The sequence below is a fragment of the Streptomyces rubradiris genome (assembly GCF_016860525.1).
In the GTDB taxonomy this organism is placed as follows: Bacteria; Actinomycetota; Actinomycetes; order Streptomycetales; family Streptomycetaceae; genus Streptomyces; species Streptomyces rubradiris.
Genome location: NZ_BNEA01000015.1, coordinates 5148759 through 5168791, shown reverse-complemented (window position 1 = coordinate 5168791; position 20033 = coordinate 5148759). Strand labels below are relative to the sequence as shown.

Below are 20033 nucleotides of genomic sequence, written 5' to 3'. Positions count from 1 at the left end.
CATGGACCATCGCCTCAGCCCCGAACTGGAGGAACTCCGCCGTACGGTGGAGAAGTTCGCGCACGATGTCGTGGCGCCGAAGATCGGCGACTTCTACGAGCGGCACGAGTTCCCGTACGAGATCGTCCGCGAGATGGGCCGCATGGGCCTGTTCGGGCTGCCGTTCCCGGAGGAGTACGGCGGGATGGGCGGCGACTACCTGGCGCTCGGCCTCGTCCTGGAGGAACTGGCCCGGGTCGACTCCTCCGTGGCGATCACGCTGGAGGCCGGTGTCTCGCTGGGTGCGATGCCACTGCACCTGTTCGGCACGGAGGAGCAGAAGCGGGAGTGGCTGCCCCGCCTGTGCTCGGGCGAGATCCTGGGCGCGTTCGGCCTGACGGAGCCGGACGGCGGCAGCGACGCGGGGGCGACCCGTACGACGGCCCGGCTGGACCCGGACACCGACGAGTGGGTGATCAACGGCACCAAGTGCTTCATCACCAACTCGGGCACGGACATCACGGGCCTGGTCACGGTCACCGCGGTCACCGGCCGCAAGCCGGACGGCCGCCCGGAGATCTCGGCCGTCATCGTGCCGTCCGGCACCCCGGGCTTCACGGTGGCGGCGCCCTACTCGAAGGTCGGCTGGAACGCCTCCGACACCCGCGAGCTGTCCTTCCAGGACGTCCGGGTCCCGGCCGCCAACCTGCTGGGCGAACGGGGCCGCGGCTACGCCCAGTTCCTGCGCATCCTGGACGAGGGCCGGATCGCCATCGCCGCGCTCGCCACGGGCCTGGCCCAGGGCTGTGTGGACGAGTCGGTGAAGTACGCGAGGGAACGTCACGCCTTCGGCCGCCCGATCGGCGCCAACCAGGCCATCCAGTTCAAGATCGCGGACATGGAGATGAAGGCCCACACGGCCCGCCTGGCCTGGCGCGACGCGGCCTCCCGTCTGGTCGCGGGCGAACCTTTCAAGAAGGAGGCCGCCCTCGCCAAGCTCCACTCCTCCACGGTCGCCGTGGACAACGCCCGCGACGCCACCCAGATCCACGGCGGCTACGGCTTCATGAACGAGTACCCGGTGGCCCGCATGTGGCGGGACTCCAAGATCCTGGAAATCGGCGAGGGCACGAGCGAGGTCCAGCGCATGCTGATCGCCCGGGAGTTGGGTCTGGAGAGCTGAGCCGACGCCGCTCGCGCGGAGCTATGGGTGTCCGGGGGTGTCGGTCACTCCCCGGGCGCCCTGGTTCGTAGCCCGGATCATCACGGTGAGGACCGGCGAGGCCGCTGACGGCTGACTGTGCCCTATGTCCTCGTATCCCCATGAGCGGTAGAGCGCGTGGACCTTTCCGTCACCGGCCGCTTTGTTGACCATGAGAGTGACGTACGGCTCTTCTCGGCCGGCGAGAAGGGCGTCGTGGATGCGGCGTGCCGTCCCGGTGCCCCGCCACGCGGGCCGTACGCCGATTTCCTTGAGCGCCACTGCCGGGCCCTTGACGTACTCCTCGGCGGGCGCCGGGGTGGTTCGCTGCCAGTAACGGTCACCGCGTTCGATGGTGTTGCCGTAGGCATAGCCGATCGGATGCCCGGCCTCGTAGGCCAGGACGGCCATGAATCCGGGTTCGGCGCCGTGCCGGTCCAGGCGCTCGCCGAAAGCGGTCACGGCGTAGTTCGGGAGGTGGAGCAGCGGGGCACGCACCTCGGCGTAGACGTCGATCAGGTCGGCACGGACGGCGTCAAGCGTTGTGAACGTACGAAGCTCAATGGCAGGTGCCGAAGTCATACAGTGGTCCTCCATGCGGCGGCGTGCTCGGTCCAGGTCCGCACGACACGGCTGCCGGACGCGGTGGCCCGAAGCGCGGCCCCGAACTCCTGAAGCATGCGCGAGACACGGGCGTGTTGGGTAGCGGCATCGGCAGAGACCTTCATGGCTGTGACCGTAGCGGTCTCCGCTTCGCCCTGCGCCAGTTGGGCATGTGCGAGCCGGGTCGTGGCGATGGCCCGGGACCGGGCCATGTGGGGCCGCAGAGCCGACAGGCAACGATGAGCGTGGAACTCGGCCGTCTGGTAGTCACCGAGCGACAGGTACGCCGACAAGGCCAAGGAGTCCAGCTCGGCCTGATCGTAGAACGCGAGCATCCATACTGGCCGGTAGGCATCGGGGTCGGCACGGAGCATGGCCTCTTGTGCCTGGTCGAACGCGCGACGAGCTCCGGTACGGTCCTGCGCGACGCCCTGGATGGCCCCCTGCCTAGCCAGGCCGAGGCTCGCGAACATCGGGTCCCGACGTGTGATGTGCAGACTGCGGGCGACATCGTTCGCGGCGAGGGCATCGGCAGGACGCCCCATGTGCCGGTACATGGTCCCCGCGTGGCTCCAGATACGGAACTTGATCGCCTGATCACCGGACATCTCGGCGAGGGCTTGCGCCTCACGCATATGGGCCCTGGCATCGTCGTAGCGGCGGCCGTCGATGGCTGCCCACATCGCTGACGATCGGAACGCCGCAGCGGCCGCGTACAGGTTGCTTCGTACGCGTTGGGTGGCACTGCCCGCGTTCTGGAGGTTAAGTGCCTCGTCAGCGAGCGCGGCGGCTCGCTGCTCAAGGTCGCGCTCCCCGCCATGCCGGTGGTCCCGGGCGACGACCTCAACGAAGCGGTTCTGTAGGCGGGTGACATCGCTCATGCCGACACGGCGAGGCGAGGTGGTACCGGGTGCGGCAGCAACGGCGGCAGCAGCAGCGATACCACCGACGAGGGAACGGCGCTTCACCGAGTCGGACTCCTCCTGGGATGGAGCCGACGCGGAGTGGGTCCGTCCCCGTGGCACAAACCCCAAAGCGGTGGCAGGTAACCCGGAAACGTCCTCAAGAGCCTTGCGAGTAGCCGACTTCGGCCACCTCACCCGACCGGCTTTCCAGTCTCGGATCGATGAACCGTCCAGGCCACCAGTCCGACCGGTAAGCCGCTCAAGGGCCAGGTTCACGGCTTCGGCAAGGCCGTTAGAGCTGTATCCGTGCTGATTCATCCACGCCTCAAGAGCGGTGTTTCGCGTGGCTCCATTCATGTGCGCAACGTATCGCCACGACCCCGAGGAGTCACGCCCGCGAGGGTCAAATCACCCTAGGGCATTTCGTCGGTTGCCCGTCTAAACGCCCTAACCGACCTACAGCCAGGGCGAGTTATCTGTGTATCGGCCGCCCGCTTCGCCATACGAGCGCCACGACAACGACGAAGGCTCCCCTTTATGACGAGTCTCAGTAAGCCAGTCCAGACCCCGCCGGCTGGCCACCCCGTCTACAGCCAGACCTTGCCCTGTGAAACCCGAACGGCCGGGCACGGCCGCAGGCTCATCCGTGACGCGCTTGGTTCGTGGCACCTCGACGACCTTGCCGACTCCGCCGAGTTGATCATTACGGAACTGGTTGCGAATGCCGCCAGACATACCCCGTGCCGATCGATTCGCTTGCTTGTCAGGCGGCCGAGCGAGGCCCGGGTACACATCGGCGTGGTGGACCGAGCGCCGTCGCGCCTGCCTGTCTTCAGCCCCACCGGAGCGGACGACGAACGCGGCCGTGGCCTGGTGCTCATCGACGCGCTCGCGGAACGCTGGGGATACACCCTGCTCGGCAGCCATCCCCAACGTGGCTTCTGGGGCAAAGAAATCTGGGCAGAGCTGAAGGCGGCGCTGTGATCCTCTGTGACGACCCACCGAGGAGGGCCGCGCTCCCACCGCGCCGGCAGCGACCGTCCCGCATCGGGTGGCCGGTCACCATCCAGTTCTGCTCCGTTCTCGCGGTCACGGACTTCGTCGTTTCGCTGCGCCGCACCGACAACTGAGGACCGCCCTCGACGGCTGGCCAGTGGCCTACTCCCCACACACACGGAAGGAGCAAGCCTTGCCCGTCCCGCTCCCCACAACCGACACCGACTGGACTGCGCTGCGGAACTTCGCCGCGCTGCGCGGACAGCTCAGGGTCTCGCTGACCCCGCACTGCAACCTGAAGTGCTGGTTCTGCCATAACGAAGGTGACGTCCCGCCGCCCTTCTCGCACCTGCACCGCGACGCCAAGCCGCGCCCCATGGAGATCGGCGCAGGCGACTACGTGAACGTCCTGCGCGAGTTGATCAACGCCGGGCTGAGGCGCGTGTACTTCACCGGCGGCGAGCCCCTTGCGTCAAAGCTGGCGCGACCGGTTCTCACCCGGCTCCCCATCCGCGCCCCCGACGTTTCCTACACGCTGATCACCAATGGGCTGCTGGTGCGAGCACATCAGGAATGGCTCGCCACGACCGCCCTGGACAAAGTGAAGATCTCTCTTCACTACTTCAGCGACAACTCGTTCCGGGCCATCGCACAGACACGTTCGGGCATCGCGCCCGTCCTGGACGGCATCGAAGCCGCTCGCGAGGTGTTCCAGCGGGTGGAACTGAACACACTCGTCCAGCGCGAGAACGAACACGAGTTGCGCGACATCCTCGCCTTCGCGCTGGAGCGCAGGCTACCCGTGCAGTTCATCGAGCTGGTCGACACGGAATTCAACGCGGGCCGGAAGTCTTCGGCGGTCGGGGCGCGGGACATCATCGACCACCTGCGCACCCTGACCGGCGACGAGGAGGTGGAGGTCTTTGGAGTCGGCCAGGGCCGGAGGATCTTCCGCGTCGACGGCATCGAGATCGATGTCATCCAACGTCAACTGGGTCGTCATCATGTCGGCCAGTGCGGCACCTGCCCTGTACGGAGCAAGTGTGTGGAGGGCTTCTGGGCCCTGCGCCTGGACCAGGCGGGCGGAGTCCAGCCCTGCCTTCTGCGGGACGACCTCCGGATGGACATCCGGCCTCTGCTAGGCACTGCGGAGCAGCTCTCCGCAGCCGTGGCCCGGCATGTGGCCGCCTTCACGGAGGGCACCCTATGACCCCGCTGCGCGCTCCCTACGCCCCTGAAGCGGATGACGGGTACCTGGAACCCTTCGTCGTACTGGAAGGAGCTTCAGGCGTCGGCAAGACAACGCTCGCCCGCCTCCTGGCCAGGCGCCTCGACGCCACGGCGATCCACACCCTCACCGACCCACACACCGAGTGGTCCGAGGCGGTCAATCGGCAACTACGACCGCTGCCGCAGTTCGCCTTCTACCTCTCCGGTCTCCTGCACACCTCCGACACCGTACGGCAGGCCCTGGCCGTGGGGCCGGTGATCGCGGACCGATACGTGTCTTCGGTCATGGCCTGCCACGCCGCCGTCAACCGCGTCCGCCTCGACCAGGTGCGCGAACTGATCAACCCCTTCTGGTCCTACCTCGTCGCGCCCGACGTCACCTTCTACCTGGTCAGCTCAGCCACATCGTTGCGGGAGCGGATGCGGACCAAGAGGGATGTCAAGCAGGACGACATCGACTTGTTCGATGTCCCCGGCCGTCTCGACAGGCTCCAGGCGAACTTCGCGGCCGTTGCCGAGACCGATCCCAGCGCGGTGCTGCTCACCACGGACGGTCGCAGCCCGGACGAGCTGGCCGACGCCGTCATCACGTACCTGGAGGACAGGCGTGCTCCAACCGATCGACACTGACAGGATCATCCGCGACAGCCGCGTCTCCGGCTCGTACCCGGAGGAGATCCACCAGGGCGTGGCCTGGTGGGTGGCCGCCTGCTTCGTCGTTGTGAGCGGGGCCGGGCAGATGGCCGTGGCCCACGACGACCACCCCGTCACGGACGGCTTTCACCGGCGGTTCTGCCTGGGAGCCATCAACGCCGGGCACTGGCGCTGCCAGGTCTGCACCCTGGGCGTGGCCGACGAGGCCCAGCTCCTGTACGCCATGCAGGAACTCGGGTGCGTCCCCGGTGCCCTGCTGACCACTGCCGAGTCCGGCACGCGACCGACCGTCACGATCCGTCTCTACGACACCCAGGGCCGGCCAGTGGCCGAAGACACCGGTCTGGCCATGGTACGCGAAATGATCGCCCGCGACCGAGTGCCTCTTCCGGTGAATGAACAGGCCAAGGGCCGTATCACCTCACGCCGCGATCTGCTGGAGGGGCTGTGATCGACACGACCGAGATCATCAAAAACAGGGTCGGCATCCTGTTCGTCACTCTGGACTCCCTACGCTACGACGTCGCCCGCGCGGCCCTGTACGGCGGTAGGACCCCGCGGCTGGCCGAGGTCCTGCCGGGCGGAGTGTGGGAAGAGCGTCGTACCCCCGGCACCTTCACGCTCCCCGCGCACATCGCGTTCTTCTCCGGTTTCCTGCCCAAGCTCCCACAGCCCGTACAGCCGCCCCGGCTCTGGGAGTGCCGCCCGCCCGCGTTCAAGACCGTCGATGCGGGCACGTTCGTTTTCGACGCACCCAACCTCCTCGCCGGACTCGCACAACACGGCTACCGCACCGTGTGCATCGGTGGCGTGACGTATTTCTCCCGGGAGACGCCGCTCGGCTCGGTACTGCCCGCCATGTTCCACGAGGACCACTGGCGGCCCGAGTTCTGTTCTCCGGACGCGGACTCCACACGCCACCAGGTCGACCATGCTCTGACCATCGCGGACAAGTACAGGAACCGCCCGCTGTTCCTGTTCGTCAACGTCTCGGCCACGCACGTCCCCCATGGACACTATGTGGGCCGCAGCGACGACTCGTGGCAGTCACAAGCAGCGGCCCTGGCGTACGCGGACGAACACCTCGGACGACTCATCCACACACTCACCAGCACGAGGTCGTGGCTGGTCATCATGTGTGCCGATCACGGCGATGCCTTCGGCGAGGACGGCTATCACGGTCGTGGCATCGCGCACCCCACCGTGCTGAACGTGCCGTTCGCCGCCACGCTGACAGGCCCCGGCACTACGCTCACCGGGCATGGTCCAAGTCCACGCCACTGACGCGAAACCCGACGCCTCCGTGGTCGTCGCCCGTGACGACCACGGACAGGTCGCCGTCCTGGCCGCGGAGTTCCCCCGGCATGGGGGCGAGTACCTGTTCCTGCCCGGAGGCAAGGCGGAGAAGGGCGAGACGCCGGAACAGTGCGCCCGCCGCGAACTCCTGGAAGAGGCGGGCGTCAGCGCCCGGTCCTGGCGGCATCTCGGCTCGTACGCCATGACGCTCGACTCCACCGCCCGAGTCCATCTCTTCGAGGCCACACGACTCTCCTGCGGGCCCCAGCAACTCATGCCGTGGGAAGCGGATTTCAAGCTCATGTGGTGGACGATGGACGACGCGCTCAGGGCCGTCGGCGAGGGGCGCTTCCTCTTGCAGGGCGGGCCCTTGGCACTGCTTCTCGCGAGCAGGGTGTCCGCGTCCGCCGACTCCCGGCCCTGATCTCCGAGTTGGCCCCGGCACCACTTGTGCAGGTTGGGCTGGGCCGGTGTTGCCATGGTTGCCGTGGGGCCGCCCGCTTCTCGGCGATTGTCGTGCCTCCGCGAGCTGAGTCAAGGGCGCTGCGCGTCGCCTTCGGCGATGGGCCTTCGGCCCACCCTTGACACACCTCACTCCAGCACGGGGGAGAAGCGAGCGGGCGGCCAGGGGAAAGTGGCCGGCTGGACTTGGTTGGGCCCTGCGGTGGGCTGCGTTCGCATCGTGGGTCGGGGATGCGCGTTCGCGTCTCGCCTGCACGCCGGGCGGGCGTAGCGGCTTGCGGCCCGGCGGGTGGTGGGTGCGCGTCGTCGCCTCGCATGGACGCCGGGTGGGCGTAGCGGCTTGCGGCCCGGCGGGTGGTGGGTGCGCGTCGTCGCCTCGCATGGACGCCGGGTGGGCGTAGCGGCTTGCGGCCCGGCGGGTGGTGGGTGCGCGTCGTCGCCTCGCATGGACGCCGGGTGGGCTTGGCGGCCTACGGACCGGCGGGTGGTGCGCGCTCGCGTCTCGCCAGCACGCCGGGTGAGTTGGGCGGCTTGCGGGTTGGTGGGTGGTGTGTGGTGGCGCCGGGGGGATGGGTGACGGGTGATTAGTGCTGGGTGGTGGGGTGGTGGGTCTGGGGGTGGGTTGTTTTGGACTGCTTGTCCATAACTAGGTCCCCTGTCCCTCGCCTCCTCGCCCCTCGCGTATCTGGGTTGCTGTGGCAGTCGCTGTCGTCCGCCGCCCCGGTTCGCGAGATGGCCGCTCGCCCGCCAGGCCCGCCCGCCGGGCCGCAGGCCGCCAAGCCGACCCGGCGTGCAGGCGAGACGCGACCGCGCACCACCCCACCGGGCCGCAAGCCGCTTTGCCGACCCGGCGTGCCGGTAAGGCGCTTCCGCGCACCCGCCACCGGGCCGCAAGCCGCTGAGACCGCCTGGCGTGCTGGTGAGGTGCGGGTGCGTGACCCTGCCGACGGTAACCGCGTAGCCAACTCGGGGGTCCGGTGCCGGGCTGGGCCACTGTTCTTTCGGCCGCTCGCTCGCTTCTTCCCCGGGCTGGAGCGAGGTGTGTCAAGGGTGGGCCGAAGGCCCATCGGCGCAGCCGACGCGGAACGCGCCCTTGACTCGCCTCGTGGAAGCCCGACACTGGCCGGGAAGCGAGCGGCCCGACGGCCACTGGGAGGAAGAGGGGAACGCGTCCCACGTAACAGGGCTGACGGCACTTCCGAATGGCGCGTGCCCCGACCCCACCCCCTGGACATAAGCTGAGGTTAGGCTAACCTACCTTCGAACTTGTCCGGCGGGCGCTTCGCCCCGGTCGAAAGCAGTCATACCCATGTCCCATGCCCGTGTCACCCACCTCACTCGCCGCGGACTGCTCGCCGCGGGCGGCGCCCTCGGTCTCGGTGCCGCGCTCGCCGCCTGCGGGGACGACAAGGGCAAAGACGGCGCCTCCGGCGGGAGCACGGGCGCGGGCAAGTCGGGCCCCTGGTCGTTCAAGGACGACCGCGGCACGACCGTGAAGCTGGACAAGGCCCCCGCGAACATCGTCGCGTTCACCGGCGTCGGCGCCGCGCTGTACGACTACGGCATCCAGGTCAAGGGCGTCTTCGGCCCGACGAAGACCACCGCCGGCAAGCCCGACGTCCAGGCCGGCGACATGGACATCAGCAAGGTGACCGTCCTCGGCAACACCTGGGGCCAGTTCAACATCGAGAAGTACGCCTCCCTCGCCCCGGACGTGCTCATCACGACGATGTTCGACGGCGCCGGCACCCTCTGGTACGTCCCCGAGGAGTCGAAGGGGAAGATCTCCCAGCTGGCCCCCAGCGTCGGCATCTCCGTCTACGACCGTCAGCTCACCCAGCCGCTCCAGCGCATGTGGGACCTGGCCGAGTCGCTCGGCGCGGACATGAAGGCCGCCAAGGTCACCGGCGCCAAGAAGCGCTTCGAGGACGCCGCCGCCCGGCTGCGCGCCGCCGCCAAGGCCAAGCCCGACATCAAGGTGATGGCCGGCAGCGCCAGCGACCAGCTCTTCTACGTCTCCGGCAGCAACCTCTCCATCGACCTGGAGTACTTCAAGTCCCTCGGCGTGAACCTCGTGGAGCCCCCGGAGAGCGCCAAGAAGCAGGGCGGCGGCTGGTACGAGTCGCTCAGCTGGGAGAACGTCGACAAGTACGGCGCCGACATCATCATGATGGACGACCGCTCCTCGGCCATCCAGCCCGCCGACATCACCAAGGCCACCTGGAAGAAGCTGCCCGCGGTGAAGGCGGGACAGATCATCCCCCGCTCCCCCGAGCCGATCCTCTCGTACGACAAGTGCGTGCCGCTGCTCACCAACCTGGCCGAGGCCCTGGAGAAGGCCAAGAAGGTCAGCTGACGCCGGTCCAGCCCCCCGACAAAGCCCTGAACCACACCCTCAGGAGCCACACATGACCACGGCCGTAGCCGCCCCGTTCCGTTTCTTCTCCCTGCAGGTCGTACGGACGAGGCGGCTCGGCCCGTCTCTGGTCCGGGTCACCTTCACCGGTACCGACCTGCACGCCTTCCACTCCGACGGGCGCGACCAGTCCCTGTCGCTGTTCCTTCCGCACCCCGGGCAGAGCGAACCGGCCGTCCCGCTGGAGCTGGGCGACGGCTGGTGGCAGGGCTGGCGGGAACTGCCGGACGACGTACGGGCCGTGATGCGCTCGTACACGCTGCGGGCGCTGCGCCGCGACCCCGACGAGATCGACATCGACTTCGCCCTGCACGGCGTGGAGCCGGGTGCCGCCACCCCGGCCGGCCCCGCCTCCCGCTGGGCCGCGCGGGCCGCCGCCGGCGACCGGGTGCTGCTGCTCGGGCCGGCCGTCGCCGACAACCGCGCGATCCGCTTCCGGCCGCCCGCGGACACCGACCTCGTCGTCCTGTGCGGCGACGAGACGGCCGTACCCGCCGCGACCGCGATCCTGGAGTCCCTGCCCGCCGGTACCCGGGTCCGGGCCTGGCTGGAGGTGCCGCACGCCGGCGATGTGCAGGACGTGCGCACGGAGGCGGACGCGGAGATCACGTGGCTCGTGCGGCACAACGGGTCCCCCACGGCCGTCGACGCCGTGCGGGCCACCGCGCTGCCGGCCGCCGAGCGGCCGTATGTGTGGCTCGCCGGGGAGTCCGGCCAGGTCAAGGCCCTGCGACGGCACTTCGTCGGCGAACTCGGGGTGGACCGGCGCCGCGTGACGTTCGTCGGCTACTGGCGCCAGGGCCTGACGGAGGAACAGCTCCGCGCGGCGGGCGAGTAACCCGGCAGTCCTCTCCTCCGGCCCGATCCGGCCCGGGGAGAGCGCATACCCACCTCCAGCGCAACTTAGGTTAGGCTAACCTAAGATCATCCCGCACGGACCGTCCCCTCGGAGGACCCCCACATGCGCTCGCACCTGCTCAATGGCCTCACCGCGGAGCACTACCGCCGCTCCGTGACCGAAGGAGTCGAGCGGGTGGCGGCCAAACTCGCCACCACCGACCGTCCGTTCACCGGCGTCACCGTGGACGCCCTCTCCCCCGCCATCGACGCGATCGACCTCGACCGGCCGCTGGGCGACACCACTGCCGTCCTGGACGAACTCGAGGACGTGTACCTGCGGGACGCGGTCTACTTCCACCACCCCCGCTACCTCGCTCACCTCAACTGCCCCGTGGTCATCCCGGCGGTGCTCGCCGAGGCCGTGCTGTCCGCCGTCAACTCCTCGCTGGACACCTGGGACCAGTCGGCCGGCGGCACCCTCATCGAGCGCAAGCTCGTCGACTGGACGGCCGCCCGCATCGGCCTGGGCCCGGCCGCCGACGGCGTCTTCACCTCCGGCGGCACCCAGTCCAACCTCCAGGCGCTGCTGCTCGCGCGGGAGGAGGCCAAGAGCGACTCGCTCGCCAAACTGCGGATCTTCGCCTCCGAGGTCAGCCACTTCAGCGTCAAGAAGTCCGCGAAACTGCTCGGGCTCGGCCCGGACGCCGTCGTCGCCATCCCCGTCGACCACGACAAGCGCATGCAGACGGTCGCCCTCGCCCGCGAGCTGGAGCGCTGCGCGCGCGACGGGCTGGTGCCCATGGCCGTCGTCGCCACCGCCGGCACCACCGACTTCGGCTCCATCGACCCGCTGCCGGAGATCGCCGGGCTGTGCGCCCAGTACGGCGTGTGGATGCACGTGGACGCCGCCTACGGCTGCGGGCTGCTCGCCTCGCTGAAGTACCGGGACCGCATCGACGGCATCGAGCGCGCCGACTCCGTCACCGTCGACTACCACAAGTCCTTCTTCCAGCCGGTCAGTTCCTCCGCCCTGCTGGTCCGGGACGCGGCCACCCTGCGGCACGCCACCTACCACGCCGAGTACCTCAACCCGCGCCGCATGGTGCAGGAACGTATCCCCAACCAGGTGGACAAGTCCCTCCAGACCACCCGCCGCTTCGACGCCCTCAAGCTGTGGCTGACCCTGCGCACGATGGGCGCCGACGGCATCGGGCAGCTCTTCGACGAGGTGTGCGACCTGGCACGCGAGGGCTGGGAGCTGCTGGCGGCCGACCCGCGCTACGACGTCGTGGTCGAACCCTCGCTGTCCACCCTCGTCTTCCGCTACATCCCGGCGGCCGTCACCGACCCGGCCGAGATCGACCGGGCCAACCTCTACGCCCGCAAGGCCCTGTTCGCCTCCGGTGACGCCGTCGTCGCGGGCACCAAGGTGGCCGGCCGCCACTACCTGAAGTTCACCCTGCTCAACCCCGAGACCAAGGCGGACGACATCGCCGCCGTCCTCGATCTGATCGCCGGCCATGCCGAGCAGTACCTGGGAGAGTCCCTTGACCGCGCGTCCTGACAGCCCGACCAAGACCTACGACTTCGTGGGGATCGGGCTCGGCCCCTTCAACCTCGGCCTCGCCTGCCTCACCGAGCCGATCGCCGAACTGGACGGCGTCTTCCTGGAGTCCAAGCCCGACTTCGAGTGGCACTCCGGGATGTTCCTGGACGGTGCCCACCTCCAGACCCCGTTCATGTCGGACCTGGTCACCCTGGCCGACCCGACCTCGCCGTACTCCTTCCTGAACTACCTGAAGGAGAAGGGCAGACTGTACTCGTTCTACATCCGCGAGAACTTCTACCCGCTGCGCGTCGAGTACGACGACTACTGCCGCTGGGCCGCCGGAAAGCTGAGCAGCATCCGCTTCGGCACCACGGTCACCGAGGTGTCCTACGACGGTGAGCTGTACGACGTGCGCACCGCGGCGGGGGACACCTACCGCGCCCGGCACCTGGTGCTGGGCACCGGCACCGTCCCCTTCGTCCCCGAGGCGTGCCGGGACCTCGGCGGGGACTTCCTGCACACCTCCCAGTACATGCACCGCAAGGCGGAGCTGCTGGAGAAGAAGTCCATCACCGTCGTCGGCAGCGGCCAGAGCGCGGCCGAGATCTACTACGAGTTGCTCTCGGAGATCGACGCCCACGGCTACCGGCTCAACTGGGTCACCCGCTCCCCGCGGTTCTTCCCGCTGGAGTACACCAAGCTGACCCTGGAGATGACCTCCCCGGACTACATCGACTACTTCCGGGCACTGCCCGAGGAGACCCGGTACCGGCTGGAGAAGCAGCAGAAGGGCCTGTTCAAGGGCATCAACTCGGACCTGATCGACTCCATCTTCGACCTGCTCTACCAGAAGAACGTCGAGAGCGGCGACCGCGGAGTGCCCACCCGGCTGCTGACCAACTCCACGCTGCGCACGGCGACTTACGCGGACGGCTCGTACACCCTCGGCTTCCACCAGGACGAGCAGGGCAAGGACTTCGAGATCCGCACCGAGGGCCTGGTCCTGGCCACCGGCTACCACTACACCCCGCCGGCCTTCCTCGACCCCATCCGCGACCGGCTCCGCTTCGACGGCCACGGCCGCTTCGACGTGGCCCGCAACTACGCCGTCGACATCACCGGCCGCGGGGTCTTCCTGCAGAACGCCGGCGTCCACACCCACAGCATCACCAGCCCCGACCTGGGCATGGGCGCGTACCGGAACGCGTACATCATCCGAGAGCTGCTCGGCACCGAGTACTACCCGGTCGAGAAGTCCATCGCCTTCCAGGAGTTCGCCGTATGACCTTCACTTTCCGACCCGTCGACCCGCTGAACGACGCCCGGTTGCTGCACGCCTGGGTGACGCATCCCAAGGCGGCGTTCTGGATGATGCAGGACGCGCGGCTGGAGGACGTCGAGCGGGCCTATATGGAGATCGCGGCGGACGAGCACCATCACGCGCTGTTCGGGCTGCGCGACGGTGCGCCGGCGTTCCTGATGGAGAAGTACGATCCCGCGCACCGGGAGCTGGTGGGGCTGTACGAGGCGCGGCCGGGGGACGTCGGCATGCACTTCCTGACGCCGGCCACGGACACCCCCGAGCACGGGTTCACCCGGGCCGTGATCACCGCGGTGATGGCGCACCTGTTCGAGGACCCGGCGGTGGAGCGGGTCGTGGTCGAGCCGGACGTCCGCAACACGGCGGTGCACGCCCTGAACGCGGCCGTCGGGTTCGTGCCCGAGCGGGAGATCGACAAGCCGGAGAAGCGGGCGCTGCTGAGCTTCTGCACCCGTGAGCAGTTCGAGAAGGCGGTGACCGCATGACCCTCGCCGACAGCGTGGCCCATCTGTCCCCCGAGCGGTGGGAGCGGGCCAACCGCCTGCTGGTGCGCAAGGCCCTCGCCGAGTTCGCGCACGAGCGGCTGATCACGCCCGAGGAGGACGGCGGCCACTATGTGGTGCGCAGCGACGACGGGCTGACCGCCTACCGGTTCGCCGCCGTGCGCCGGGCCCTGGACCACTGGCAGATCGACGCCGACTCGATCACCCGGCACCGCGACGGCGGCGAACTCCCGCTGGCCGCGCTGGACTTCTTCATCGAGCTGAAGGAGTCGCTGGGGCTGAGCGACGAGATCCTGCCGGTGTACCTGGAGGAGATCTCCTCCACCCTGTCGGGCACCTGCTTCAAGCTCACCAAGCCGCGGATGACCTCGGCCGAGCTGGCGCGCGCCGGGTTCCAGGCGATCGAGACCGGGATGACCGAGGGCCACCCGTGCTTCGTCGCGAACAACGGGCGGCTCGGCTTCGGCGTCCACGAGTACCTGTCGTACGCGCCGGAGACGGCGAGCCCCGTGCGGCTGGTGTGGCTGGCGGCACACCGCTCGCGGGCCGCGTTCACGGCCGGCGTGGGGATCGAGTACGAGTCGTTCCTGCGCGAGGAGCTGGGCGAGGAGACGGTGGCGCGGTTCCGGTCCGTGCTCACCGGCCGGGGCCTCGACCCCGCCGACTACCTGTTCATACCGGTGCACCCCTGGCAGTGGTGGAACAAGCTCAGCGTCACCTTCGCCGCCGAGGTGGCCCGGAACCTGCTGGTGCCGCTCGGCGAGGGCGACGACGAGTACCTGGCGCAGCAGTCGATCCGTACCTTCTTCAACACCAGCGCCCCGCACAAGCACTACGTGAAGACGGCCCTGTCCGTCCTCAACATGGGCTTCATGCGCGGTCTCTCGGCCGCCTACATGGAGGCCACCCCGGCGATCAACGACTGGCTGGCCCGGCTGATCGAGGGCGACCCGGTGCTGAAGGCGAGCGGTCTGTCGATCATCCGGGAGCGGGCGGCCGTCGGCTACCGGCACCTGGAGTACGAGCGGGCCACCGACCGCTACTCGCCGTACCGCAAGATGCTGGCCGCGCTGTGGCGGGAGAGCCCGGTGCCCTCGCTGGAGGAGGGCGAGTCCCTGGCGACGATGGCCTCGCTGCTGCACGTCGACGACGAGGGCGCCTCCTTCGCGGGCGCGCTGATCGAGCGGTCGGGCCTGGCCCCGGTGGAGTGGCTGCGGCGGTACCTGCGGGCCTACTACACCCCGCTGCTGCACAGCTTCTACGCCTACGACCTGGTGTTCATGCCGCACGGCGAGAACACCATCCTGGTGCTGCGGGACGGGGCCGTGCGGCGGGCGGTCTACAAGGACATCGCCGAGGAGATCGCCGTCATGGACCCGGACGCGGCACTGCCGCCGGAGGTGCGGCGCATCCGGGTGGAGGTCCCCGAGGACAAGAAGCTGCTGTCCATCTTCACGGACGTCTTCGACTGCTTCTTCCGCTTCCTCGCCGCCCAGCTCGCCGCCGAGGGCATCCTGGAGGAGGACGGCTTCTGGCGCACGGTCGCCGAGGTCACCCGCGAGTACCAGGAGGCGAATCCGCAGCTGGCCGACCGGTTCCGGCAGTACGACATGTTCGCCCCGGAGTTCTCGCTGTCCTGCCTCAACCGGCTCCAGCTGCGCAACAACAAGCAGATGGTGGACCTCGCCGATCCGTCCGGCGCGCTCCAGCTGGTCGGCACGCTGAAGAACCCCATCGCCGGGTTCTGACGGCCCCGCGGGCGGACGGGCACCCCGGAGTACGGTCCTCCGGGGTGCCCGTCGGTGTTCCTCGGGTCAGGGTGCCGGCCAGGGCACCTGGGGTGAGTGGTAGTAGCCGATGCCGAGGGCGTCCCAGCGGGGGCCCTGGGCGGCCAGCCGCTCCCGGTAGCCGTCCCAGCCCAGCCGGTCGGCCGGCGACCAGCCCAGCTCGGCCGCCCCGGCGAACCGCGGGAAGGCCAGGTACTCGATGTCGGCGGTGGTCGCCACCGTCTCCGTCCACAGGGGCGCCTCGACGCCCCGGACGGCCTCGGCGGGCACCCCGGCCAGATAGGAGCCCGGGTCCCAGTCGTAGGCGCGCCGCACCTCCACCAGGCTCGCCCACTTGGTGCCGATGGGGGTGTCGGCGGTGTACTTCATGTCGAGGTAGATCCGGTCGGCCGGGGACAGGACGATCCCGGTGCCGTTCCGGGCGGCCTGCGCGACCTGTTCCTTCTCGGCTGCGCTCGTGCGGTCCAGGCCCCAGTACTGGGCGAGGGCGCCCGGGGCCGGGCCGGCACCGGCGAGCTGGTGCCAGCCGATGACCGTCTTGCCGTAGCGGGCGACCACCGGCTGCACCCGGTCCATGAAGGCCACGTAGTCGGCGTGGCTGGTGGAGTACGCCTCGTCTCCGCCGATGTGCAGGTAGCGGCCGGGGGTGAGGGCGGCGACCTCGCGGATCACGTCGTCCACGAAGTCGTAGGTGACCTCCTTGGGCACGCACAGCGAGCTGAAGCCGACCCGGGTGCCGGTGTAGGGCGGGGGTGCCACCCCGTCGCAGTTGAGCTCGGCGTACGAGGACAGGGCCGCGTTGGTGTGGCCGGGCATGTCGATCTCGGGGACGACCTCCAGGTAGCGGGAGGCCGCGTAGCGGACGATCTCCCGGTAGTCGGCCTTGGTGTAGTAGCCGCCCGGGCCGCCGCCGACCTGGGTGGCGCCGCCGTGGGTGGCCAGGCGCGGCCAGGAGTCGATGGCGATGCGCCAGCCCTGGTCGTCGCTGAGGTGCAGGTGCAGTTCGTTGACCTTGTAGAGGGCCACCTGGTCGATGTAGCGCTTGACCTGGTCGACGGTGAAGAAGTGCCGGGAGACGTCGAGCATGGCGCCCCGGTAGGCGTAGCGGGGGCGGTCCTCGATGGTGCCGCCGGCGATCCTCCAGGGGCCGTCCTGCACGGTCTTCCTCTCGACGGCCGCCGGGAGGAGCTGGCGCAGGGTCTGGACGCCGTGGAAGAGCCCGGCGGGGGTGCGTGCGGTGAGGGTGACACCGCCGGCACCGCTGTGCAGCCGGTAGCCCTCGGCGCCGAAGTCTCCCTTGTGCAGGCGGAGCCGGATGCCGCCGCTGCCGTGGTCGGTGAGCGGCAGCGGGTATCCGGTGGACGGGCGCAGGATGCCGGCGAGGTAGGCGCCGACGCGGCGGACCTCGGCGGAGCCGTCGACGCGGATGCGGGTGGCGCGGGTGATGCGGTACGGAGAGCCGCCCGGCTCGGCGGAGACGGGCGCCGGGACCACCTGGTCCAGCGGCGAGGGGGCGGCGGCCTGGACCTCGGGGGCCGCGCCGACGCCGAAGACACCGGCCGCCGCGAGCAGCAGCAGGGTGGCGAGGGTGCGGAAGGTCCGGGGAGTCGTGCCGTGGTTCGGTCTCACATGCGCTCCCTTCGGTTAAGGGGAGGTGACCGTCTGACGGGGTCGTCCTCCACTGTGCCGCAGATCGGGTGAAACAATCCCCGTATGGCGGACATCATCCAGAAGGACGGCACCTGGGCCTTCGACGGCGACGCTCTGCGGATCACCCCGGGCCGGGACAAGAACGTGGGCCTGCTCCGCCGTGAGCTGGGCGAACTCGTCGTGCCGCTGCGCGCGTTGGCCGGGGTCTCCGTGGAGCAGGGCCGGAAGTCGGGACGGCTCAGACTGCGGCTGCGCGACGGCGCCGATCCACTGCTCCAGGCCACCGCGGGCCGGCTCACCGAGCCGCACGACCCCTATCAGCTCGTCGTGGAGCCCGACCGGTACGGCGTGGCCGAGTACGTCGCCGACGAGCTGCGCAACGCCCTGCTGCTGGAGGGGATTTCGCCCGGCCCGGTCGACGAGTACCTGCTGCCCGGCCCGTCGCTGCCGGTGTCCGCCTCGGCCGGGGACGGCACCGCGAGCTTCGACGGGGAGCGGGTGCGGCTGGAGTGGAACTGGAAGACGGAGGAGTCCAAGGCGTCGGCCGGGTCCCGCACGATCGCGCTCGCCGACCTCACCGGTGTGGACTGGCAGCCGGCCGCCGGTCTGGAGAACGGGCACCTGCGGTTCGTGGTGCGCGGCGCCCCGGTGGACGTGCCGCCCAAGTACGACCCGAACGCGGTGGAGTTGTGGGGGTTCCGGAAGGACCCGCTGATGGCCCTGGTCGCGGCGGCGGTGCAGGCGCGGCTGCCGCACCCCTCGGCCGCGCGGGAGGCGGCGGAGCTCGTCCCGGCGCGGCGGGCCGGGGAGCGGGCGGCCGGGGACGACCACGACACGCTGCTGCGGCGGCTGCGGGAGCTCGGCGAGCTGCGCCGTGACGGGGTGCTCACGGAGGAGGAGTTCGCGCTGGCCAAGCAGGCGGTCCTCAAGCGCCTGTGAGGACCGCCCGTGCGGCGGGGGCTACTTGGCCGTGCGGGACACCGTGAAGTGGTCGATGCGGTCGCCGGTCTCGGCGATGCCCGACACCCTCAGGGTGGCCTGGCGGCCCCGGGGCGCGGGGCTGACGTCCACGCGCAGGAAGGAGTAGTCCAGGTAGCGCACCCGGGACCAGCCGACGGTCTCGTGGACCTTGCCGTCCTCGGTGTTGACGAACGAGGCCACGGAGTCGGTCCGGTGCTCGTGGCCCTCGTAGGTGTCGGGGGCGGTGAAGGCGTACAGACTGCGGCCGGCCGCGCCGGCGGTGACGTAGACCACGCCGTCGGTCTCGGGGTAGGCCGTGCCGCCGATGGGCAGCTCCCTGGCGACCTCGCCCGCCTTGATCACGTCGGTGCGCTCGTACTGGTGGTTGTGGCCGTTGATGACCAGGTCCACGGTGTACTTCTCGAACAGCGGCACCCACTCCTGGCGCACCCCGCCCTCGGAGGCGTGGGCGGTGGAGGTGCAGTAGGCGCAGTGGTGGAAGAAGACGACGATGAAGTCCACGTCCTTGGCGGCGCGGAACTTCTTCAGCTGCCCTTCCAGCCATGTGGTCTGGGTTCCGCCGGAGATGCCCAGGTTCGCCGGGATCTCGTAGGAGATGTCGTTGGCGTCGAGTGAGATGACGGCGGTGTTGCCGTAGACGAAGGAGTAGACGCCCGGGAGGTTCTCGCGGTCCGGGCCGTTGTCCGGCAGGGTCCAGCGGGCGTCCTCACCGCCGTAGCCGTTGGGCGAGTACCAGGCCTCCATGTCGTGGTTGCCGTACGCCGGCATCCACGGGACCTGCTTGGCGACGGTTTCGGTCTGGGCGAGGAAGGAGTCCCAGGTGCGCGCGTCGAAGCCGGTGTCGGAGGTCTTGCCCGCGCCGGACGGGTCGGCGTAGGCGATGTCGCCGGCGTGCAGGTGGAAGGCGGGGTTCTGGCCGAGCAGGAGGCTGTTGTTGGCCAGGCCGTGGTAGCCGACGCCCTCGTCGCCGAAGGCGGTGAAGGTGAACGGCGCCTTGTGGGCGGGGGCCGTGGTGAAGGTGCCGACGGTGCCCAGCAGGTGCGGCTCGGCCGGGTCGAAGCCCTGGTGGCCGACGCCGTAGTAGTAGGTCCTGCCGGGGCGCAGGCGGGTCAGCCGGGCGTGCAGGTAGTACTGGGTGTGGTCGCCGCTCGCGCCGCCCCCGGCCGGGGTGTGCAGGGTGCGGACCTCGGCCTCTGCCTTGTGGGAGAGGTCCCAGGGGTGGGCGCCGATCCGGATGAACGGCTTCTTGACGGCGACCGGGACCTGCCAGGAGACGGTGACCTCGGTGCGCGGGTCGTTGCCCCAGGCCAGGTGGCGGCCGAAGGGGGCGACGTGCGCGCCGTCGACCGTGGCGGCGGCGGGGGCGGTGCTCCGGGCCGGCCCGGTGGCGGCCCGGGCGGTGGCGCCCGGCACGAACGCGCCACCGGCGACGGCGCCCAGCGTGACCGCGCCGCCCCGGATCATGGTGCGGCGCGAGAATCTGGCGCGCAGGTACTCGTGCTGTTCGGCCATGCTCATGCGCTCGGCCAGCTTCTCGGGAACGCCCATACGAGGAATGTCCATGGCGTCTGAAACTCGTCGGCTCGGGCAACGAGATGCCGGACTCCGGATGGACAGGGGGCGAACAGGGCGCCATAAGAGTTTCAACAGCCCTCTGCCC

Annotated in this window: 18 protein-coding genes; 14 read left to right on the top strand and 4 right to left on the bottom strand. The window is 69.7% G+C overall.

The features are described from left to right. The first annotated feature begins 1 nt into the window (after position 1). Positions 2–1162: an acyl-CoA dehydrogenase family protein gene (locus Srubr_RS36240; protein ID WP_189995686.1), complete on the top strand. Its 1161-nt coding sequence runs from the start codon at positions 2–4 to the stop codon at positions 1160–1162. A 21-nt stretch (positions 1163–1183) separates the two neighbouring features. On the opposite strand, the gene Srubr_RS36235 is transcribed toward Srubr_RS36240, so the two are convergent. Beyond that, the gene (locus tag Srubr_RS36235) at positions 1184–1762 is read right to left on the bottom strand and encodes a GNAT family N-acetyltransferase (RefSeq protein WP_189995688.1); all 579 of its coding nucleotides are present in this window, start codon (positions 1760–1762) and stop codon (positions 1184–1186) included. Beyond that, positions 1759–3045, bottom strand: a complete 1287-nt coding sequence (locus Srubr_RS36230) for an ATP-binding protein (RefSeq protein WP_229926697.1) — start codon at positions 3043–3045, stop codon at positions 1759–1761. Before Srubr_RS36230 ends, Srubr_RS36235 begins: the two co-directional genes overlap by 4 nt. Before the next feature lie 180 nt (positions 3046–3225). Here Srubr_RS36230 and Srubr_RS36225 point away from each other — a divergent pair, with 180 nt between their 5' ends. The 12 genes from Srubr_RS36225 to Srubr_RS36170 all read left to right on the top strand — a co-directional run bounded on the left by Srubr_RS36225 (position 3226) and on the right by Srubr_RS36170 (position 15703). Further along, complete coding sequence (locus Srubr_RS36225) at positions 3226–3672, top strand: ATP-binding protein (protein ID WP_189995692.1); 447 nt, start codon at positions 3226–3228, stop codon at positions 3670–3672. A gap of 205 nt (positions 3673–3877) precedes the next feature. After that, the gene (locus Srubr_RS36220; RefSeq protein WP_189995694.1) at positions 3878–4894 is read left to right on the top strand and encodes a radical SAM protein; all 1017 of its coding nucleotides are present in this window, start codon (positions 3878–3880) and stop codon (positions 4892–4894) included. Further along, positions 4891–5544 (top strand): dTMP kinase, encoded by a 654-nt coding sequence (locus Srubr_RS36215; protein ID WP_189995696.1) that lies wholly within the window; start codon positions 4891–4893, stop codon positions 5542–5544. Before Srubr_RS36220 ends, Srubr_RS36215 begins: the two co-directional genes overlap by 4 nt. After that, the gene (locus tag Srubr_RS36210) at positions 5522–6019 is read left to right on the top strand and encodes a phosphohexomutase domain-containing protein (protein ID WP_189995698.1); all 498 of its coding nucleotides are present in this window, start codon (positions 5522–5524) and stop codon (positions 6017–6019) included. The genes Srubr_RS36215 and Srubr_RS36210 overlap by 23 nt, the downstream gene beginning before the upstream one ends. Beyond that, positions 6016–6852: an STM4013/SEN3800 family hydrolase gene (locus Srubr_RS36205; RefSeq protein WP_189995700.1), complete on the top strand. Its 837-nt coding sequence runs from the start codon at positions 6016–6018 to the stop codon at positions 6850–6852. Before Srubr_RS36210 ends, Srubr_RS36205 begins: the two co-directional genes overlap by 4 nt. Then, positions 6830–7288 (top strand): NUDIX hydrolase, encoded by a 459-nt coding sequence (locus tag Srubr_RS36200; protein ID WP_189995703.1) that lies wholly within the window; start codon positions 6830–6832, stop codon positions 7286–7288. The genes Srubr_RS36205 and Srubr_RS36200 overlap by 23 nt, the downstream gene beginning before the upstream one ends. A gap of 1347 nt (positions 7289–8635) precedes the next feature. Then, complete coding sequence (locus Srubr_RS36195) at positions 8636–9682, top strand: ABC transporter substrate-binding protein (protein ID WP_189995706.1); 1047 nt, start codon at positions 8636–8638, stop codon at positions 9680–9682. A 52-nt stretch (positions 9683–9734) separates the two neighbouring features. Beyond that, entirely contained in the window at positions 9735–10580 is an 846-nt protein-coding gene (locus Srubr_RS36190; RefSeq protein ID WP_189995707.1) for a siderophore-interacting protein, read from the top strand. Between the two features lie 123 nt (positions 10581–10703). Next, positions 10704–12146, top strand: a complete 1443-nt coding sequence (desA, locus tag Srubr_RS36185) for a lysine decarboxylase DesA (protein WP_189995709.1) — start codon at positions 10704–10706, stop codon at positions 12144–12146. After that, positions 12130–13416, top strand: coding sequence for a lysine N(6)-hydroxylase/L-ornithine N(5)-oxygenase family protein (locus tag Srubr_RS36180; protein WP_189995711.1), 1287 nt, complete (start codon positions 12130–12132; stop codon positions 13414–13416). The genes desA and Srubr_RS36180 overlap by 17 nt, the downstream gene beginning before the upstream one ends. After that, positions 13413–13937 carry a GNAT family N-acetyltransferase gene (locus Srubr_RS36175; protein WP_189995713.1) on the top strand — a complete coding sequence of 175 codons (525 nt, stop codon included), beginning with the start codon at positions 13413–13415 and terminating at the stop codon, positions 13935–13937. Before Srubr_RS36180 ends, Srubr_RS36175 begins: the two co-directional genes overlap by 4 nt. Next, on the top strand, positions 13934–15703 hold the full coding sequence (locus tag Srubr_RS36170) for an IucA/IucC family protein (RefSeq protein WP_189995715.1): 1770 nt from the start codon (positions 13934–13936) through the stop codon (positions 15701–15703). Before Srubr_RS36175 ends, Srubr_RS36170 begins: the two co-directional genes overlap by 4 nt. Positions 15704–15769: 66 nt before the next feature. Here Srubr_RS36170 and Srubr_RS36165 read toward each other — a convergent pair whose 3' ends face one another. Then, entirely contained in the window at positions 15770–17371 is a 1602-nt protein-coding gene (locus Srubr_RS36165) for a beta-N-acetylhexosaminidase (RefSeq protein WP_189995717.1), read from the bottom strand. Between the two features lie 84 nt (positions 17372–17455). Here Srubr_RS36165 and Srubr_RS36160 point away from each other — a divergent pair, with 84 nt between their 5' ends. Continuing rightward, positions 17456–18331, top strand: coding sequence for a DUF4429 domain-containing protein (locus Srubr_RS36160; RefSeq protein ID WP_189995719.1), 876 nt, complete (start codon positions 17456–17458; stop codon positions 18329–18331). Positions 18332–18352: 21 nt separating this feature from the next. On the opposite strand, the gene Srubr_RS36155 is transcribed toward Srubr_RS36160, so the two are convergent. Then, entirely contained in the window at positions 18353–19921 is a 1569-nt protein-coding gene (locus Srubr_RS36155; protein ID WP_189995721.1) for a purple acid phosphatase family protein, read from the bottom strand. Positions 19922–20033 lie beyond the last annotated feature (112 nt).